13 protein-coding genes are annotated in these 16,647 nt (G+C 47.5%); 10 read left to right on the top strand and 3 right to left on the bottom strand.

The annotated features are described in order from the left end of the window. Positions 1–19 precede the first annotated feature (19 nt). From folD to A7P55_RS13205, 5 genes are read left to right on the top strand one after another with little or no spacing between them, the layout of a single operon-like run. On the top strand, positions 20–919 hold the full coding sequence (folD, locus tag A7P55_RS13225; protein ID WP_004704295.1) for a bifunctional methylenetetrahydrofolate dehydrogenase/methenyltetrahydrofolate cyclohydrolase FolD: 900 nt from the start codon (positions 20–22) through the stop codon (positions 917–919). A 38-nt stretch (positions 920–957) separates the two neighbouring features. Next, positions 958–2,196, top strand: a complete 1,239-nt coding sequence (locus A7P55_RS13220) for an FAD-dependent oxidoreductase (RefSeq protein ID WP_004704294.1) — start codon at positions 958–960, stop codon at positions 2,194–2,196. An 11-nt stretch (positions 2,197–2,207) separates the two neighbouring features. Next, positions 2,208–2,543 carry a sarcosine oxidase subunit delta gene (locus tag A7P55_RS13215; protein ID WP_004704293.1) on the top strand — a complete coding sequence of 112 codons (336 nt, stop codon included), beginning with the start codon at positions 2,208–2,210 and terminating at the stop codon, positions 2,541–2,543. Next, positions 2,540–5,452: a glycine cleavage T C-terminal barrel domain-containing protein gene (locus tag A7P55_RS13210; protein ID WP_171552441.1), complete on the top strand. Its 2,913-nt coding sequence runs from the start codon at positions 2,540–2,542 to the stop codon at positions 5,450–5,452. The genes A7P55_RS13215 and A7P55_RS13210 overlap by 4 nt, the downstream gene beginning before the upstream one ends. A gap of 2 nt (positions 5,453–5,454) precedes the next feature. Then, on the top strand, positions 5,455–6,120 hold the full coding sequence (locus A7P55_RS13205; RefSeq protein WP_004704291.1) for a hypothetical protein: 666 nt from the start codon (positions 5,455–5,457) through the stop codon (positions 6,118–6,120). Between the two features lie 626 nt (positions 6,121–6,746). On the opposite strand, the gene A7P55_RS13200 is transcribed toward A7P55_RS13205, so the two are convergent. The 3 genes from A7P55_RS13200 to A7P55_RS13190 all read right to left on the bottom strand — a co-directional run bounded on the left by A7P55_RS13200 (position 6,747) and on the right by A7P55_RS13190 (position 10,693). Further along, positions 6,747–8,060 (bottom strand): ammonium transporter, encoded by a 1,314-nt coding sequence (locus tag A7P55_RS13200; RefSeq protein ID WP_119686767.1) that lies wholly within the window; start codon positions 8,058–8,060, stop codon positions 6,747–6,749. Positions 8,061–8,475: 415 nt separating this feature from the next. Then, positions 8,476–9,789, bottom strand: a complete 1,314-nt coding sequence (locus tag A7P55_RS13195; protein WP_119686768.1) for an ammonium transporter — start codon at positions 9,787–9,789, stop codon at positions 8,476–8,478. Between the two features lie 304 nt (positions 9,790–10,093). Further along, a complete protein-coding gene (locus A7P55_RS13190) occupies positions 10,094–10,693 on the bottom strand; it encodes an XRE family transcriptional regulator (RefSeq protein ID WP_004704287.1) in 600 nt (199 codons plus the stop codon). 295 nt (positions 10,694–10,988) lie between these two features. On the opposite strand from A7P55_RS13190, the gene glnT reads away from it, so the two are divergent. From glnT to A7P55_RS13165, 5 genes are all read left to right on the top strand, one after another. Next, the gene (gene glnT / locus A7P55_RS13185) at positions 10,989–12,386 is read left to right on the top strand and encodes a type III glutamate--ammonia ligase (RefSeq protein WP_216078046.1); all 1,398 of its coding nucleotides are present in this window, start codon (positions 10,989–10,991) and stop codon (positions 12,384–12,386) included. A 67-nt stretch (positions 12,387–12,453) separates the two neighbouring features. Further along, positions 12,454–13,368 carry a glutamine amidotransferase family protein gene (locus A7P55_RS13180; protein ID WP_004704283.1) on the top strand — a complete coding sequence of 305 codons (915 nt, stop codon included), beginning with the start codon at positions 12,454–12,456 and terminating at the stop codon, positions 13,366–13,368. A gap of 33 nt (positions 13,369–13,401) precedes the next feature. Then, complete coding sequence (locus A7P55_RS13175; protein WP_004704281.1) at positions 13,402–14,127, top strand: hypothetical protein; 726 nt, start codon at positions 13,402–13,404, stop codon at positions 14,125–14,127. 27 nt (positions 14,128–14,154) lie between these two features. Further along, complete coding sequence (locus A7P55_RS13170) at positions 14,155–15,489, top strand: FMN-binding glutamate synthase family protein (protein WP_004704280.1); 1,335 nt, start codon at positions 14,155–14,157, stop codon at positions 15,487–15,489. 1,002 nt (positions 15,490–16,491) lie between these two features. Beyond that, a partial coding sequence (locus A7P55_RS13165; protein WP_171552440.1) for an Arm DNA-binding domain-containing protein occupies positions 16,492–16,647 on the top strand: 156 nt, incomplete at its 3' end.

Here is a 16,647-nt window from a genome sequence, read left to right as displayed (position 1 = left end):
ACCGTACGGTGGTATTTAAATGAACATAGCCATTCAAGAACATTCACAGCCGCTGATTATTGACGGCAAAGCAACTGCACAAACCGTTTTGGACGAGATCAAAAGCGAAGTGCAGCAGATGAAAGCGCAAGGTATTGAGCCTTGCCTTGCAGTAGTCCTGGTCGGAGATGATCCGGCCAGTCATGTCTATGTGCGCAACAAGGTTGAAAAAGCGCTGTATGTCGGCATCCGCTCACTGGAATACCGCATGTCAGCAGATACAGATGCTGACACGCTGCTGCAGAAAATTGATGAACTGAATGCAGATGCCACCGTGCATGGCATCCTGGTGCAGCTGCCGTTGCCGGCACATATTGATGAAACGGCGGTGTTGCAGCGCATTCATCCGCTTAAGGATGTTGACGGTTTCCACAGTGAAAATGTCGGCGGTCTGAGTCAGGGCCGTGAGGTGTTAACCCCATGCACACCGACCGGATGTATTCGCCTGCTGAAAGACACCTTGGGGCCGGATCTGTCCGGACTGCATGCTGTGGTGGTGGGTCGTTCCAACATTGTCGGCAAGCCGATGGCGGCGCTGTTATTAAAAGAAAGTTGCACCGTCAGCATTGTCCATTCACGCACCCAGAATATTCGCGACATTTGCAAAAATGCCGACATTCTGGTGGCAGCGGTCGGTAGGCCGAAAATGATCGATGCATCCTATTTAAAACCGGGTGCAGTGGTCATTGATGTGGGGATTAACCGCATTCAGGAAAACGGCAAAAACCGTCTGGTCGGAGATGTCGATTATGACGATGCGCTGTCTGTGGTCAAAGCCATCACGCCTGTTCCGGGTGGTGTCGGTCCCATGACCATTGCCTACCTGATGAAAAATACCCTTGATGCTGCGCGTATGCAGGCAAACATTTTTAAAAAATAAGCTAGCGGCATTGGAAAAGATGCCTTGGAGAAGAAATTATGCCACTTGGTTTGCTCAAATACGGATTAAGCAGTGAATATCCTGTTGAAGTTGATTTGCCTCCACCGAAGGAGCTGAAATCACACTATGACGTAGTGATTATTGGCGCTGGCGGTCATGGTTTGGCAATCGCATATTATCTTGCAAAATATCAAGGCATCACCAATGTTGCTGTGCTGGAAAAATCCTATCTTGGCGGTGGTAATACGGCGCGTAATACTGCGGTGATCCGTTCCAACTATCTGACCTCAGAAGGAGTGAAGTTCTATTCAGAATCGGTTGATTTATTTAAAAACCTGTCCAATGAATTTGACTTCAACATCATGTATTCAGAGCGCGGCCAGCTGACTTTGGCGCATACCGATTCTACTGTGCGTGCCTTCCGCCAGCGTGCCGAAGTGAACAAGCATTTTGGTGGTCGTACCGAAATGATTGACCGCCAGCAAATTAAGGAGCTGGTACCGTGTCTGAATCTTGATCCCGCGCATTTGCCTGTTCTGGCAGGACTCTGGCATATGGATGGTGCCACAGCACGGCATGATGCCGTGGCCTGGGGCTATGCCAAGGAAGCGGCGAAACGCGGCGTGGAAATCCACCAGCTGACTGAAGTACAGGATTTTGTGACTGAAAAAAACCAGGTCACGGCGGTAAAAACCAACCGTGGCAGCATCAAGTGTGGCTGCGTGGTACAGGCGATTGCCGGCGCTTCCAGCATTTTAATGAACAAGCTGCATATCAAGTCGCCGATTCATACCTTCCCGCTGCAAGCCATGGTGTCCCAGCCGTTTAAACCGTTTATCAATCCTTTGGTCAGTTCATCTGCTTTGCACTGCTATGTGCAGCAAACCAGCCGCGGTGAAATTGTCTTTGGTGGCGGTTCAGACCCTTATCCGCTGTACAACACCCGTTCTACCCTGGATTTAAAAGAAAGCTTGCTGGCTCATGCCATTGAAATGTTCCCGTTTATGGCCAATGTCAAACTCATGCGCCAATGGGCTGGCATGACCGACATGACGCCTGACTACAGCCCGATTATGGGCAAATCGCCTTATGACAATTATTACCTGGATGCAGGCTGGGGCACGTGGGGCTTTAAATCCACCCCGATCTGTGGCAAGACCATGGCGGAACTTGTGGCGACTGGCCGTACGCCGGATCTGATCAAGCCATTTGAATTGTCGCGTTTCAGCCGCTTCCAGCAAGTCAATGAAATGGGCGCCACTGCGGCGAGCCATTAAGGAGTAAACCCATGAAAATAATGATTTGTCCTTTAAATGGTCCAAGAAATATCAGTGAATTTAGTTATGGCGGCGAGCTGAAAACCATGCCGGACCAGAACACCTGCAGCAATGAAGAATGGGCAGATTATGTGTTCAATAAAAGCAATATTGCCGGTGTGGTACTGGAATGGTGGATGCATACCCCAAGCAGTTATTGGTTTATTGCCGAGCGCCATACAGTGAGCGATGAAATTCTGCGTACCTTTGATGCCAAGGAAATGTTTAGCCAGCGCATCGATTTTGAAAATCCGCCAGCTACAGAAAAAACAGCAGAACAGGCTGCTAAACAGGAGGTATCCGCATGAGCAATCTAGATTTAAACCGACTGCCTTTGCCGTATGGCATTTTGATTGACCGCAACCAGCCTGTGACTTTTCAGTTTGATCAGCAGACTTTTCAGGGCTATGCGGGCGACAGTATTGCCAGTGCCTTGATTGCCAATCAGCGCTGGATTATGTCGCGCTCTTTTAAATACCACCGTCCGCGTGCACCTTTAACCATGGCGGGACAAGATGCCAATACGCTGATTCAATTGCCGCAGGAGCCGAATGTACTGGCAGATAGCACCGAGATTGCAGCGCATCTGTCGGCAATGGGGCAAAACTATGCTGGCTCGTTAATGAAAGACAGCGATGCGTTTTTAGGCAAATTCTCAAAATTTATGCCTGTCGGCTTCTATTACCGCTCATTCTACAAGCCTAAAGGGGTCTGGAAGCTGTGGGAGACCATGATCCGTAAAAAAGCCGGGCTGGGGGTGCTGGATCTGAATTTTCAGCCTGAATACTATGACAAAGCCTATCTATTTACAGATATTGCCATTATTGGTGCCGGTCCGGCCGGCTTGCAGGCAGCGTTAACCGCCGCGAATGCCGGCATGAAAGTGTTGTTAATTGAACAGGATAAAATACTGGGTGGTAGCCTGCATTATGCGCGTTTTGATGCCGAGGGTAAAAAAGCCGCTGCATGTGCAGCCAAACTGATTGCGCAAGTAGAACAGCATGAAAACATTAGCGTGCTGAAACAAGCCATTTGTAATGCCTGGTTTACCGATCATTATTTACCGGTCATTCAAGGCAAGCGTATGTATAAAGTCCGTGCCAAGCAATGCATTGTGGCCAGCGGCAGTTTTGACCAGCCAGTGGTGTTCCGCAACAACGACTTGCCCGGTGTGCTGTTGACCAGTGCCGTACAGCGTCTGGTCAAACTGTATGGGGTACGGCCCGGCCAGAAAACGGTTATTTTAACCGGTAACGATGACGGCTATCTGGCCGCCCTAGATCTGGCCGAAGCCGGTATCTCTGTGGCCGCCCTAGTCGACATGCGCGCCGGTGCAGAAGATCCCGCTTTGCAAAAAGCGGTTGAACTGCACCACATTCCGGTCTATCTCAGCAGTACCGTGTATGAAGCCTTGCATAGCAAGGACATGCAGCATCTGACCGGAGTCGATATACGCAGTATTGTTGCAGAAGGCCAGGTGGGTACACACAGCAAGAAAATTGATTGTGATGTGCTGGCCATGTCATCCGGTTATATGCCGGTGTACCAGCTGCTGTGTCAAGCCGGTGCCAAACTGAACTATAACGACAAAAAGGCACAGTTCAGCATTTCCGGTTTACCTCAGGGATTGCACATTAGCGGCTCTGTTGCCGGTGTGCATCAGCTGGACAATGTTCTGCATGATGCAGTGCAAACCGCCACGGATGCAGTGAATGCCATTTTGGGCAATGCTGCTACAGCAGCGAAAAAACCTGTTGTCGAAGCAGCGGTGAATTTCCCATGGCCAATTTTCGCGCATCCTAAGGGCAAAGAATTTGTCGATTATGATGAAGACCTGCAAATCCGCGACATTATTAATGCCACCAAATCGGGCTACCGTGATGTACAGCTGGTCAAGCGTTTTTCTACTGTGGGTATGGGACCTTCTCAAGGCCGTCATTCAGCCTTGCCTACTGCGCGTCTCGTGGCAAAATATACAGACCGCACAGTGAGCGAAACCGGGGTGACGACCGCCCGTCCACCGTTCACTGCAGAAAAATTGGCGCATATTGCGGGACGCGGTTTTGATCCTTTCCGTCAGACCGCCATGCATCAACGCCATATTGAGGCCGGTGCACAAATGATGCCGGCAGGCAACTGGCAGCGTCCGGCCTATTATGGTGACGTCTCTGGCCGTTTGCAGCATATTGAAAACGAAGTGCGCAATGTACGTCAGAATGTCGGCATGATTGATGTATCTACTTTAGGCGGATTAGATCTTCGCGGGCCTGACAGCGGCGAGTTCCTCAACCGATTATATACCTTTGGTTTTGTAAAATTACCGGTGGGTAAAACCCGTTATGCAGTCATGACTGCCGAAGATGGCGTGGTGATAGACGATGGTGTTGCCGGGCGTTTAAGTGAAAACCACTTTTATGTTACCGCAACCACCAGTGGGGTAGACCGCATTTACCAGCAAATGCTGAAATGGAATGCGCAGTGGCGCTTAAATGTCGATATAGCCAATGTCACGTCGGCATTTGCGGCGGTGAATATTGCCGGTCCGAATTCCCGCAAAGTGCTGCAAAAGGTCTGTCAGGACGTGGACTTCAGTGCAGCAGCATTTCCCTACCTGGGTTTGCGCACCGGAACCATTCAGGGCATTGCTGTGCGTATCTTGCGCGTTGGCTTTGTAGGCGAATTGGGCTATGAAATTCACTTCCCTGCACGTTATGGCGAGTTTTTGTGGGATCTGCTGATGCAGGCGGGTCAAGAGTTCTCCATGAAGCCTTTTGGGGTGGAAAGCCAGCGACTACTGCGTTTGGAAAAGGGTCATATCATTATCAGTCAGGATACCGATGGCATGTCGCATCCTAAAGAAGTGGACTTAGGCTGGGCTGTAGCGAAAAGCAAGCCATGGTTCGTGGGCAAGCGTTCCATTGCCATTTTGGAACAGCAGCCCATGAAACGCAAATTGGTGTCTTTTGTGCTGGACAAACAGCAGCAAAAACCGCTGGAAGGCCATATTGTGCTGAATGGCGACAAAATTACAGGAAACGTAACTTCGTGTGAATATTCACCCACTCTGGACCAAATTATTGGCATGGCGTATGTCGGTATCGAGCAAAGCGCAGTGGACCAGCAGTTCCAGATTCGTGTGGAAAAAGGTGCAAGTGTCTACGCCACAGTAGTAAAAGCGCCTTTCTATGACCCTAATAATGCCCGTCAGGAGATCTGATCATGAGTATTTTACCTCAAGCAGAACGCAGTCCCATTCAAAAAACCTGTGCGGCCTATCAGTCTTATGGCGCAGGACGCATGTTTCTTGCAGGCGGTAAGTCCCAGCACATTCAGCAATGTGCAGTGGTGGATTTAACCAATATGCCACGCGTCGGTTTCCGGGGAACCGACAGTGCCAGCTATTTAACTGCAGCGGGTTTTAGATTGCCGGATGAACCCAATCGATTGTGTCATCAGGCCAATGGCAGCATTGTGGCACGGCTGTCTGCGACCGAATATTTAGTGCTGGGTGCAATGCAGGATTTTGGTGAAAGTATAGCCGCACTGGAACAGAGCTGGGAGCTGAGTGACCGCGCCAACTATCTGCTGCCGCGTCAGGATAGCCATGCCTGGATTCAGCTAACTGGGCAATCTGTGGCTTTCATCATGGCTAAGCTGTGTGCCGTCGATTTGTCCGCAGAAGCTTTTGCTGCAGGTCAGATTGCACAGACCTCGGTGGCGCGCATTAATGCTGTGGTGATGAATGTCAGCGATGCCCAGGCGCCGAAATTCAATCTCTTGTGTGACCGGGCTTCTGCACTGTATTTGTGGAATGTCCTGCTGGATGCCATTGCAGAATTTGATGGTCAGGCTGTCGGTATTGACGGGCTGCTCAGTATTGCATAAATAACAATTCTGTTTTCCCCCAACTGTAATCCCCCTGAATGGCTGTTAGCGTAAGCTGGCAGCCATTTGCTTTATGCCCTAGAGTCAGGACAGCAATCAACCTTTATAATAAGAGCGTACAGCCGCCCATTCCAGCACTATGCTTTTAAGCATTCACCATTTACTAAAGCATCGTTTTGATCAAGAAAAAAATTAAATGCTTCAAAGCAATAGGACGAAATCCGTCGTTTGTTCTTGCCACCATGGCTACATGATCGCGCTACCCGATTTCTCTATAATGATGACCCTGTATAGAAAATTTTCCTTGTGGTTTTTTGGGAATGTTCAGCAACCTATAGTGCTGGAGCACTCGGCATTCGATCATACAATCTCAAAGATGTGCTCTGGGAAATGACCGAAAGGAAGCCGTCAGCAAGCTATCTATCCCTGTTTTGCTCATAAGAGAGAATAATTGTTAACCCGTTGACAGGGTACTCAGCAGTTAAAATCCGCAGATGGACAGTAGCGGGATTTAATCCGCAAAGGGCAGCATAGCCATGTATGCAAATGATGCAAAGCGATGTTTATCCCAAGCCGCCATAAAAAAACAAGGGCCGAAGCCCTTGTTACTTGATTTTCCACGGCCTTTAATTATAAGCACGTTCGTTATGATCACTGACATCCAGGCCTTGTTGTTCCTGTTCTGCCGTGACACGTAGCCCCACGGTTTTATCAATGATTTTCAGCAAGATCCAGCTCAAGATGCCGACATAGGCAAAGGTCATCGCAATACTGGCCAGTTGTGCCAAGAATTGCGGGAGCAGGGAAATGCCTTCAACATTGCCGCCCAACTCCGGAATACAGAAAATACCGGTCAGCAGGCAGCCAACCATACCGCCAATGCCATGTAATGAAAATACATCCAGCGCGTCGTCTACGCCGAGCTTTTTCTTTAGTATCATAATCGCGTAATAGCTGGCCATACTGGTGAGCAGGCCAATCACAATTGCACCAAAAGGGCCAACATAAGCGGCCGCCGGGGTAATGCCCACCAAGCCGCCAATGGCACCTGAAGCCAGACCAAAGGCTGTGACATGGCCGGAATACATTTTTTCAGCAAACATCCAGCCGACAATACCACCGCAGGTTGCCAGCATGGTGGTCATCAAAATCAGTGCGGCTGAAGAATTGATGGCCAGAGCCGAACCCACGTTAAAACCGAACCAGCCGGCCCAGAGCAATGCTGCGCCAATCATCACAAATACTACATTGTGCGGCGGCATCGGCGTAGCAGGCCAGCCTTTACGTTTGCCCACCACTATGGCACCAACAAATGCCGTGACCCCGGCGGCAATATGTACCGCAGTACCGCCGGCAAAGTCCAATACTCCCCAGTTATGGAATAATGCACCTTTGCCGCCCCATACCATATGCGCCATTGGGCCATAGACCAGCACTATCCACAGAGATGAAAAAATAACCGTTGCCCGGAATTTCATTCTTTCCGCAAAGCCACCCAGTGCAATACACGGCGTGATCATGGCAAAGGTCATCAGGAACACAATCAAGATATATTCAGGAATGCCACCTGCCAGACTTTCTGCGGTGATGCCCTGCAGCATCAGTTTATCCAGGCCACCGACAATGCTGTTCAGGTTATAAACGCCTTCTTGCATATTGGTGGTATCGGTTGCCAGACTATATACCCCGGCCACCCATAAAATGCCGACAATCCCGGCAATCGCAAAAAACTGGGTAAATAAAGACAGGATATTTTTGGCGCGGACCATACCGCCATAAAACAGCGCAAGTCCTGGAATAAACATCAGTAGGACAATAACAATAGAAACCATGAGCCATACAGTGGCAGGTCCATCAATCGTTCCCTCAGCGGCAAAAACTGCGCTAGGCGACAGCAGTACACTCAGCATGAGTAACTTCTTCACATTGCTCATTATCATGAATTGCTCCTGAATCTCATGAATATGGATTTACATTAGCTTGACCATTTTTTTGGTGGGAATTGGTATTACTAAAGGGAATATTTCTTTCATGATTCAAGATGCAATTCTTATACCACTAGTCTGTAATTAATAATTATTTTAATATTTTTCAAATATATATTTTTACTTAATTTGCAGTTAAACGATCTATCATAATCATTTTCAAGCTAGGGCGTCTATATCTCAAAAGAAGTAACCCTTTAGCCATGGTCAGCTGTTTTCACCCCGGAAAAGCAGATGGAAACTGCCAGTCTCGGCATTGTACTTGCAAAAATAAAAGCAAATGCCCTGAAGCATTTGCTTGGTGAAGTTGAAGAATTTTAAATGGACTAAAATGAAATTTTAATTTATCAGTTGAAAGCTGGCCGTGGCGTTAATTGTTATATGCACGTTCGTTGTGATCGCTGACATCTAGACCGCGCTCTTCCTGTTCCGGGGTTACACGTAAACCGATGGTCTTATCGACGAACTTCATAATCAGCCAGGTCAGCACGCCACAATAAATTACGGTGAGTACAATACTGCCTGCCTGTGCAGCCAACTGGTTCAGCAGGGAAATGTCGGCCACTTTGCCGCCCAGTTGCGGGATGCAGAAAATACCGGTAAGCATACAGCCGACCATGCCGCCTATGCCATGCAGAGCAAAGACATCCAGGGCATCATCAATCCCCATTTTATGCTTCAGCTTGGTCACGGCATAAAAACAGCAGATGGCGGTGATAAAGCCGATCGCCAACGCACCAAAAGGTCCGACATAAGCTGCTGCAGGGGTAATGCCCACCAATCCGCCAATCGCACCTGAAGCCAGGCCCAAAGCCGTGACATGATGGGTATGCATTTTTTCAATCACCATCCAGCCTAAGATGCCGCCGCAGGTCGCCACCATAGTGGTCATCATGGCAATGGTGGCCGATGCATTTACCGCGAATGCAGAACCGACGTTAAAGCCGAACCAGCCTACCCATAAAAATGCTGCGCCGATCATGGTATAGACCACATTGTGCGGGGGAACGGGTGCAGCCGGCCAGCCTTTACGCTTGCCTAATACAATTGCGCCGACTAAGGCGGCAATGCCGGCATTAATATGCACCGCGGTACCGCCAGCAAAGTCCAGAACTCCCCAGGTGTGCATGATTGCACCTTCACCGCCCCAGACCATATGAGTCATTGGTCCATATACCAAAACCAGCCACAGAGCAGAAAACAACACCACCGCGCCAAACTTCATGCGTTCAGCAAAAGCACCTATGGCCAGACAGGGGGTAATGATTGCGAAAGTCATGCCAAAAATGATCAGAATATATTCAGGTACACCGCCCAGCAGAGTATTTTCATCAATACCCACCAGAAAGGCCTTATTTAAACTGCCGACAAAGCTGTAGAGATTGGTTACCCCTGCTTGCATATGGGTTTTGTCTGCACTCATGCTATAAACCACAGTCAGCCACAGTACACAAACCACGCCTGCCACAGCAAAAAACTGGGTATAAATGGACAGAATATTTTTGGCGCGGACCATACCGCCATAAAACAGTGCCAAGCCGGGAACAAACATCAGCAGTACCAGCAGTGTGGACAACATCATCCATACAGTGGAGGCGCTATCCAGATTGGTTTCACCTGCAAAGGCCAATCCAGGCAGCAGCAGGTTCGCTGCGACAATTCTTTTTAAATGATTTACCCACATAAGTTGTACTCCGGATTTTTTTACTAGGCTGTAAAGATCAATATCCCAAAATCAATGCGCTGCAATAATATATTCTTATTGGGAATATTTATTTATTTTTAAGCAAAGCAATTCTTATACCAGAGTTGAATTTTGATCTCTGCAACAGCGGAGGACTGTTGTCGTAAAGGAGGGGGCTGTTGAGATGGCGAAGGGGCAATAAGGGTAGGGCAAGATAAACTTTGATACGCTACCGCACGGTTTATTCGAAGCATATAAACAAAAAAGATGGCACTGCCATCTTTTTTATAAAAACAGGGCCGCTTTATTCGGCCTGGTTATCCCCATAGTTCACCATAGAGATCAAACGGATCGGGACTTTAATCAGTTGTTCTGGGCCATGCGGAATTTCACCATCTAAAGTCAAGCAGTCGCCTGGCTGCATATGAAATACTTCATCGCCATGACGGTACATGATTTCACCTTCAATCAGATACAGCATCTCTGTTCCCGGGTGGGCAAAGGTGGGAAATTCTTCGCTGGCATCATCCATGCTGACCAAATAGGCTTCAAAGTTTTTGCGCGGCCCGCGAGAATGGGTCAGCAGATGATACGTATGCCCTTTTTCGGTACCACGACGCACCACCTCCATTCCTTCGCCTGATTTCACAATCATTGCCCGGCTTTCCTGATGGTCATATTGACTGAATAAGGTGGATAAGGGGATTCCCAGTACTTCACATAGGCGGCTTAGCGTTTCAAGGCTGGTCGAGACCTGGGCATTCTCAATTTTACTCAGCATACCCTGACTGATTTCAGCAGTCTGTGCGACTTCCGCCAGTTTCAAGCCCTGTTCCTGACGGCAGCGTTTGATTTGAATGCCAATGTACTGTTCCAGTTTAAGGCTGTTCTTGTTTTGTCTCATTATGGATCAACTCGCACTGTTTTGAATCTAAATTCTGCTGACTCTTAATCAAAATTAAAAAGCAGCCCCGATGTGGAATGAAAGTATTATCTTATGAAAATTTTATTCTCTTTAGGAATATTAAGGCTTTTAGGCCCCAAGCACAAATTTTTTAACCGATCTAAAAAAAGTTGGCAAGAGAATTGCTTTCTCTTTAAGAAAGAAAGTTTCTTCTGCTGAATAATACATTGAATCAAATATCTGTGCATTATTCGAGCCAAATATCATTTTTTGTCATATCGGGAGTATGTCAAATATGTTCCAGCAGGCCATCGTAAAAGAGTTCTTTGAAGAAGAACAGGACATCATTAGCAAGCCCAAGTACCGTGCAGAAGTACAGAAAGTCATTGATGATCATCAATTAAAATATGTATTGGCTCAGTTTGTCGATATTCATGGGTCAGCAAAAACAAAATCCGTACCGATTTCGGGTCTTAAAGCCATTGAAGGTGCAGGGGTAGGTTTTGCCGGTTTTGCCATTTCAGGTATGGGGATGCAGCCGCATGGTCCAGACTTTATGGTGAAAGGTGATTTATCTTCTTTAACACCAGTACCCTGGCAGCCAGGTTATGGCCGTGTGGTCTGTGAGGGCTATGTCAACGGCAAACCACATCCCTACGATTCTCGCTATGTACTACGCAAGCAAGTTGAGCGTCTGTCGGCTAAAGGCTGGACCCTCAATACCGGACTGGAACCTGAATTCAGCTTGTTCCGCCGTGGTGAAGACGGCACGCTGAAAGCAGTCGATGAGTCAGACAATCTAGACAAGCCCTGCTATGACTATAAAGGCCTATCCCGTTCACGCCAGTTCCTGGAACGGATTACCGAGGCATTAATTCCAGTCGGTTTTGATATTTATCAAATTGACCATGAAGATGCAAATGGCCAGTTTGAGATTAACTATACCTATAGTGATGCCATGAACTCGGCAGACATGTTCACCTTCTTCCGTATGGCAGCCGGTGAAATTGCCAATGATTTGGGTATTGTCTGTTCGTTTATGCCCAAGCCAGACCCGAAACGTGCCGGCAATGGCATGCATTTCCACCTGTCGATAGGCAGTGCAGAATCCAGCAACCTATTTAATGATGACAGTGATCCGCAAGGCATGGGCCTGTCAAAAATGGCCTATCACTTTATTGCCGGGCTGCTTGAACATGGTCCGGCCCTGTGTGCCTTCTGTGCCCCAACTGTGAACTCATACAAGCGTCTGGTGGTGGGTCGCTCCCTTTCAGGTTCGACCTGGGCACCGGCATTTATTGCCTATGGTTCAAATAATCGCTCTGCCATGGTTCGTATTCCTTATGGTCGTATTGAACTGCGCTTGCCGGATGCCGGTTGCAACCCTTATTTGGTTTCGGCAGCGATCATTGCGGCCGGCTTAGACGGTATTGAACGTGAACTGACCCCGCCACCTGCATGCAACGAAAACCTGTATACCTTGAGTTTGGAAGAAATTGCTGCACGCGGTATTGGCACCCTGCCTCAATCCCTGAAAGAAGCTGTCGAGGCTCTAAAAGCAGATCCGCTGTTTAGAGAAAAACTCGGTGCTGAAATCGTTGACGAATTCATCCTGCAAAAAAGCATGGAATGGGTTGAATACAGCCGCCATGTTTCAGATTGGGAAATTCAGCGTTATACCGAATTTTTCTAAACCTTATTTTCACCCCCATAACGTCCTTAGAACATGAATTAAAAAGAGCATTTAGCGGAGAACAATTATGTGCGGAATCGTAGGCTTATACTTAAAAAATCCAGCTTTGGAATCACAACTCGGCAAACTGTTTGAACCGATGCTGGAGTCGATGACCGGGCGTGGTCCTGACAGCGCAGGCTTTGCCATTTATGGTGACGAAGTATCTGAGGGCTGGGTCAAACTTACCTTGCAATCGGTTGAAGATGAATTTGACTGGTCTGCATTTGCAGAAGCACTGAAAGCAGAACTGAACACCGACATGGACTGGTTCCAAAATGCCACGGCTGCAGTCATTAAAGCAAAATCTGATGAACAAACAGTGCGCGCTGCGATTGGCAAAATTGCCCCACAGCTCAAGATCATGAGTGTCGGTCAAAGTATTGAAATTCTTAAAGGTATGGGTTTGCCGGTCGAAATTTCTGAGCGTTTCGGTTTAGCGAATATGAAAGGCAGTCACATTATCGGTCATACCCGGATGGCCACTGAAAGTGCAGTGACTATGGAAGGCAGTCATCCATTTTCTACCGGCGCTGATTTATGTTTAGTGCATAACGGTTCTCTGTCTAATCATGCCCGTTTACGCCAGGAGTTAAAACGTGAAGGCATCAGCTTTGAAACAGATAACGATACCGAAGTGGCTGCAGGCTATCTGACTTGGCGTTTACAGCAAGGGGATTCTCTGGCAGAAGCACTGAACAACGCATTGGATGATCTGGACGGTTTCTTTACCTTTGCCATTGGCACCAAAAACGGTTTTGCCGTGATCCGTGATCCGATTGCCTGTAAACCGGCAGTGTTGGCAGAAACCGATGACTATGTGGCCATGGCCTCCGAATATCAAGCCTTGGCATCATTGCCGAATATTGACAAAGCCAAGGTTTGGGAACCAGAACCAGCCACCTTATATGTTTGGCAACGCAGTGCAGATCAAGCCGCCTAAGAATGACCCAGAATAGAAAACAGGAATAACCCTATGAATACAGCATTTGCAGAAAAAATCAGCACTTCAATTTTAAAAGATGAATTTGATTTAAGCGTAGACAGCATCCGTGATTTAAACCAGGCCCTGCATAGCAAAGAACTGACCGACAGCATTGTAGACTGGAAAGTCAGCAATCCAGGCGGCCAGCATAATATTGCAGTTGGCATTAAAGCCCCTGTGAATGTCACCATTGACGGCCATGCCGGATATTACTGCGCCGGCATGAATCAAGAAGCTCATGTCATCGTCAACGGTAATGTTGGGGTGGGCGTAGCTGAAAATATGATGTCAGGTTCAGTGTATATCAAAGGCAATGCCTCTCAAGCAGCAGGCGCAACAGCGCATGGTGGTCTGCTGGTCATTGAAGGGGATGCTGGGGCACGCTGTGGCATTTCAATGAAAGGCGTCGATATTGTGGTAGGCGGCAGTATTGGACACATGAGCTGCTTCATGGGACAGGCTGGCCGTCTGGTGGTTTGTGGTGATGCAGGCGACGCGTTGGGCGACTCGCTGTATGAAACCAGAATTTATGTCAAAGGTGTGGTGAAGTCTCTAGGTTCAGACTGTATTGAAAAAGAAATGCGTCAGGAACATCTGGCAGAACTGGCAGAACTGCTGTCTAAAGCCGGATTTGATGAAGATCCTGCTTCTTTCAAACGTTATGGTTCGGCACGCCAACTGTACAACTTCAAAGTCGACAATGCATCTGCATACTAATCAAGCGTAATAATGGAGCAATCAATCATGACTCAAACTATCCAAGAATTTGAACCCGTGTTACGTGAATCTGCAACGTTTGACCGTTTAACCATTCAAGAAATCCAGCGTGCAGCGGCAACCGGCATCTATGACATCCGTGGCGGTGGTACCAAGCGTAAAGTGCCACACTTTGATGATTTGCTGCTGCTTGGTGCAAGCATGTCACGCTACCCGCTGGAAGGCTATCGTGAAAAATGCGGTACTGATGTGGTACTGGGTACACGCTTTGCGAAAAAACCGATTCATTTAAAAATTCCTGTAACGATTGCCGGTATGAGCTTTGGTGCATTATCTGCCAATGCCAAAGAATCTTTAGGCCGCGGTGCCTCTATGGTCGGCACATCTACCACCACCGGTGACGGTGGCATGACCCCTGAAGAACGTGGTCATTCGCAAACATTGGTGTATCAATATTTGCCATCACGCTACGGCATGAATCCTGACGATTTGCGTAAAGCAGATGCGATTGAAATCGTACTCGGACAAGGCGCTAAACCCGGCGGTGGCGGTATGCTGCTGGGCATGAAAGTGACGGAACGTGTGGCAGGCATGCGTACTTTGCCAGTGGGTGTCGATCAGCGCAGTGCTTGCCGTCATCCGGACTGGACGGGTCCAGATGACTTGGCAATTAAAATTGCCGAAATCCGTGAAATCACCGATTGGGAAAAGCCAATTTATGTCAAAATCGGGGCCAGCCGTCCATATTATGACGTAAAACTGGCGGTGAAAGCGGGTGCAGATGTGATCGTGCTGGATGGTATGCAAGGCGGTACAGCAGCGACCCAGGAAGTATTTATTGAGCACGTCGGTATTCCTATTCTTCCTGCCATTCCGCAAGCGGTACAAGCCTTGCAGGAAATGGGCATGCACCGTAAGGTTCAGCTGATTGTTTCTGGTGGTATCCGCACAGGTGCCGATGTGGCCAAAGCGATGGCATTGGGAGCAGATGCGGTAGCAATTGGTACAGCAGCGCTGATTGCGCTCGGAGATAACCATCCGCGTCTAGATAAAGAACTGAAAGAAATTGGTTCAGCAGCGGGTTATTATGATGACTGGCAAAATGGCCGTGACCCTGCAGGGATTACGACCCAGGATCCAGAACTATCAAAACGTCTCGATCCGGTTGAAGGTGGACGCCATTTGGCCAATTACCTGCGTGTTTTAGTCTTGGAAGCACAAACCATGGCACGTGCCTGCGGTAAATCGCATTTGCATAATCTGGATCCGGAAGATCTGGTGGCACTGAATGTCGAGGCGGCGGCAATGGCTCGTGTACCGCTTGCTGGAACCAATTGGATTCCAGGTCAAACGCAGTATTAATAAACCCTCATCAGATGGAGATGATGCATCTCCATCTGATGATCTCATCGATAACCTGATTTAAATCTTGCAAGGTTGCTGAAACTTATTAGATTAAATCTTTTTTAAATATTTTATTTTTAATAAATACAATTACATAGATAAATATTTCTCCATCAGGTCATTTGCAATGATCTTGGCCCATTTATTTTAAAATAAGAATTTTCCAAATTTAGTCATATTTCAAGACTGATTTTTAAGCCACAGGAACATACAGGGAAGGATAAAATTTCTATCTATCCTCATACAGATGTTTATCTTGCATGTAATAAATCAATATTCTGTTCAATCCGGCTTTGAATCATATGGAGCATTTCTGATCGAATCTGCTCAGTCAACAGATCATCCGCGATCTGATTGAATTAGTGCACAACCTCTCAGAAATCGAAATCACAATTTCATCGGCGACTGGCACAGAAAAGCTCGGCTTGCCAAGAACCCCGTTTGACCATCACTGGTTGGCTAAGATCCAGCGCCTTATCATAATCTCCATTTGCTGATATCCAGCGGGATCTTCACAGAAAGTGACATCGTAAGCGGCTTAAAGCCGTCCAAGGTTTTAGGCTGTATTATCCCCTGTAATAGCCTCCCTAGAACGGTTGCCAAATTCAGTGGTTCTTTGCCAATATTCTATTCATTCACATCATACTCCTGTTGCCTGACCGTTTGACTGTCTTATTGTCTTCGTTGGGGGGGGCATATTTGGATACATAAAAAACTCGCTGATCAAGTTAATTTAACTCTTTCTCGGCATTAAATTCCTAGAGCAGCAGTTTCAGATATCTTGCAAGTAATATTGGTGGTACTTAAGCTGGTAACTAAAAATGAAATACTAAAAATTAAATTAATATAAAACAATAAATTAAAAAATAGTATGATGCGTATGATACGCATCATATATAAAGCGTTCTATTTTGATATAATTGATCCAATCAACCACTTATTAGGTTTCATTTAAATTCCATGAGTCTTACTGAAATTAAAGTTCGCCAAGCTCATTGCAAGGAAAAAACCTGTTTTTTATCCGATGAAGATGGGCTTAGCCTGAAGATTGAGCCGAGTGGAAGAAAATCTTGGTGCTATCGCTATACAGATCCAGGGGTTTGGGGAGCAATGGAA

The organism is Acinetobacter sp. Ac_5812 (assembly GCF_013072695.1).
Lineage (GTDB): Bacteria > Pseudomonadota > Gammaproteobacteria > Pseudomonadales > Moraxellaceae > Acinetobacter.
The sequence above is the reverse complement of the archived record's forward strand: the minus strand, read 5'-3'. Positions and strand labels throughout refer to the sequence as shown.

Bases quoted from the DNA above. Each gene is read 5' to 3' on its own strand.
- folD (WP_004704295.1), top strand. From the start codon at position 20: ATGAACATAGCCATTCAAGAACATTCACAGCCGCTGATTATTGACGGC.
- A7P55_RS13220 (WP_004704294.1), top strand. From the start codon at position 958: ATGCCACTTGGTTTGCTCAAATACGGATTAAGCAGTGAATATCCTGTT.
- A7P55_RS13215 (WP_004704293.1), top strand. From the start codon at position 2,208: ATGAAAATAATGATTTGTCCTTTAAATGGTCCAAGAAATATCAGTGAA.
- A7P55_RS13210 (WP_171552441.1), top strand. From the start codon at position 2,540: ATGAGCAATCTAGATTTAAACCGACTGCCTTTGCCGTATGGCATTTTG.
- A7P55_RS13205 (WP_004704291.1), top strand. From the start codon at position 5,455: ATGAGTATTTTACCTCAAGCAGAACGCAGTCCCATTCAAAAAACCTGT.
- A7P55_RS13200 (WP_119686767.1), bottom strand. From the start codon at position 8,060: ATGATAATGAGCAATGTGAAGAAGTTACTCATGCTGAGTGTACTGCTG.
- A7P55_RS13195 (WP_119686768.1), bottom strand. From the start codon at position 9,789: ATGTGGGTAAATCATTTAAAAAGAATTGTCGCAGCGAACCTGCTGCTG.
- A7P55_RS13190 (WP_004704287.1), bottom strand. From the start codon at position 10,693: ATGAGACAAAACAAGAACAGCCTTAAACTGGAACAGTACATTGGCATT.
- glnT (WP_216078046.1), top strand. From the start codon at position 10,989: ATGTTCCAGCAGGCCATCGTAAAAGAGTTCTTTGAAGAAGAACAGGAC.
- A7P55_RS13180 (WP_004704283.1), top strand. From the start codon at position 12,454: ATGTGCGGAATCGTAGGCTTATACTTAAAAAATCCAGCTTTGGAATCA.
- A7P55_RS13175 (WP_004704281.1), top strand. From the start codon at position 13,402: ATGAATACAGCATTTGCAGAAAAAATCAGCACTTCAATTTTAAAAGAT.
- A7P55_RS13170 (WP_004704280.1), top strand. From the start codon at position 14,155: ATGACTCAAACTATCCAAGAATTTGAACCCGTGTTACGTGAATCTGCA.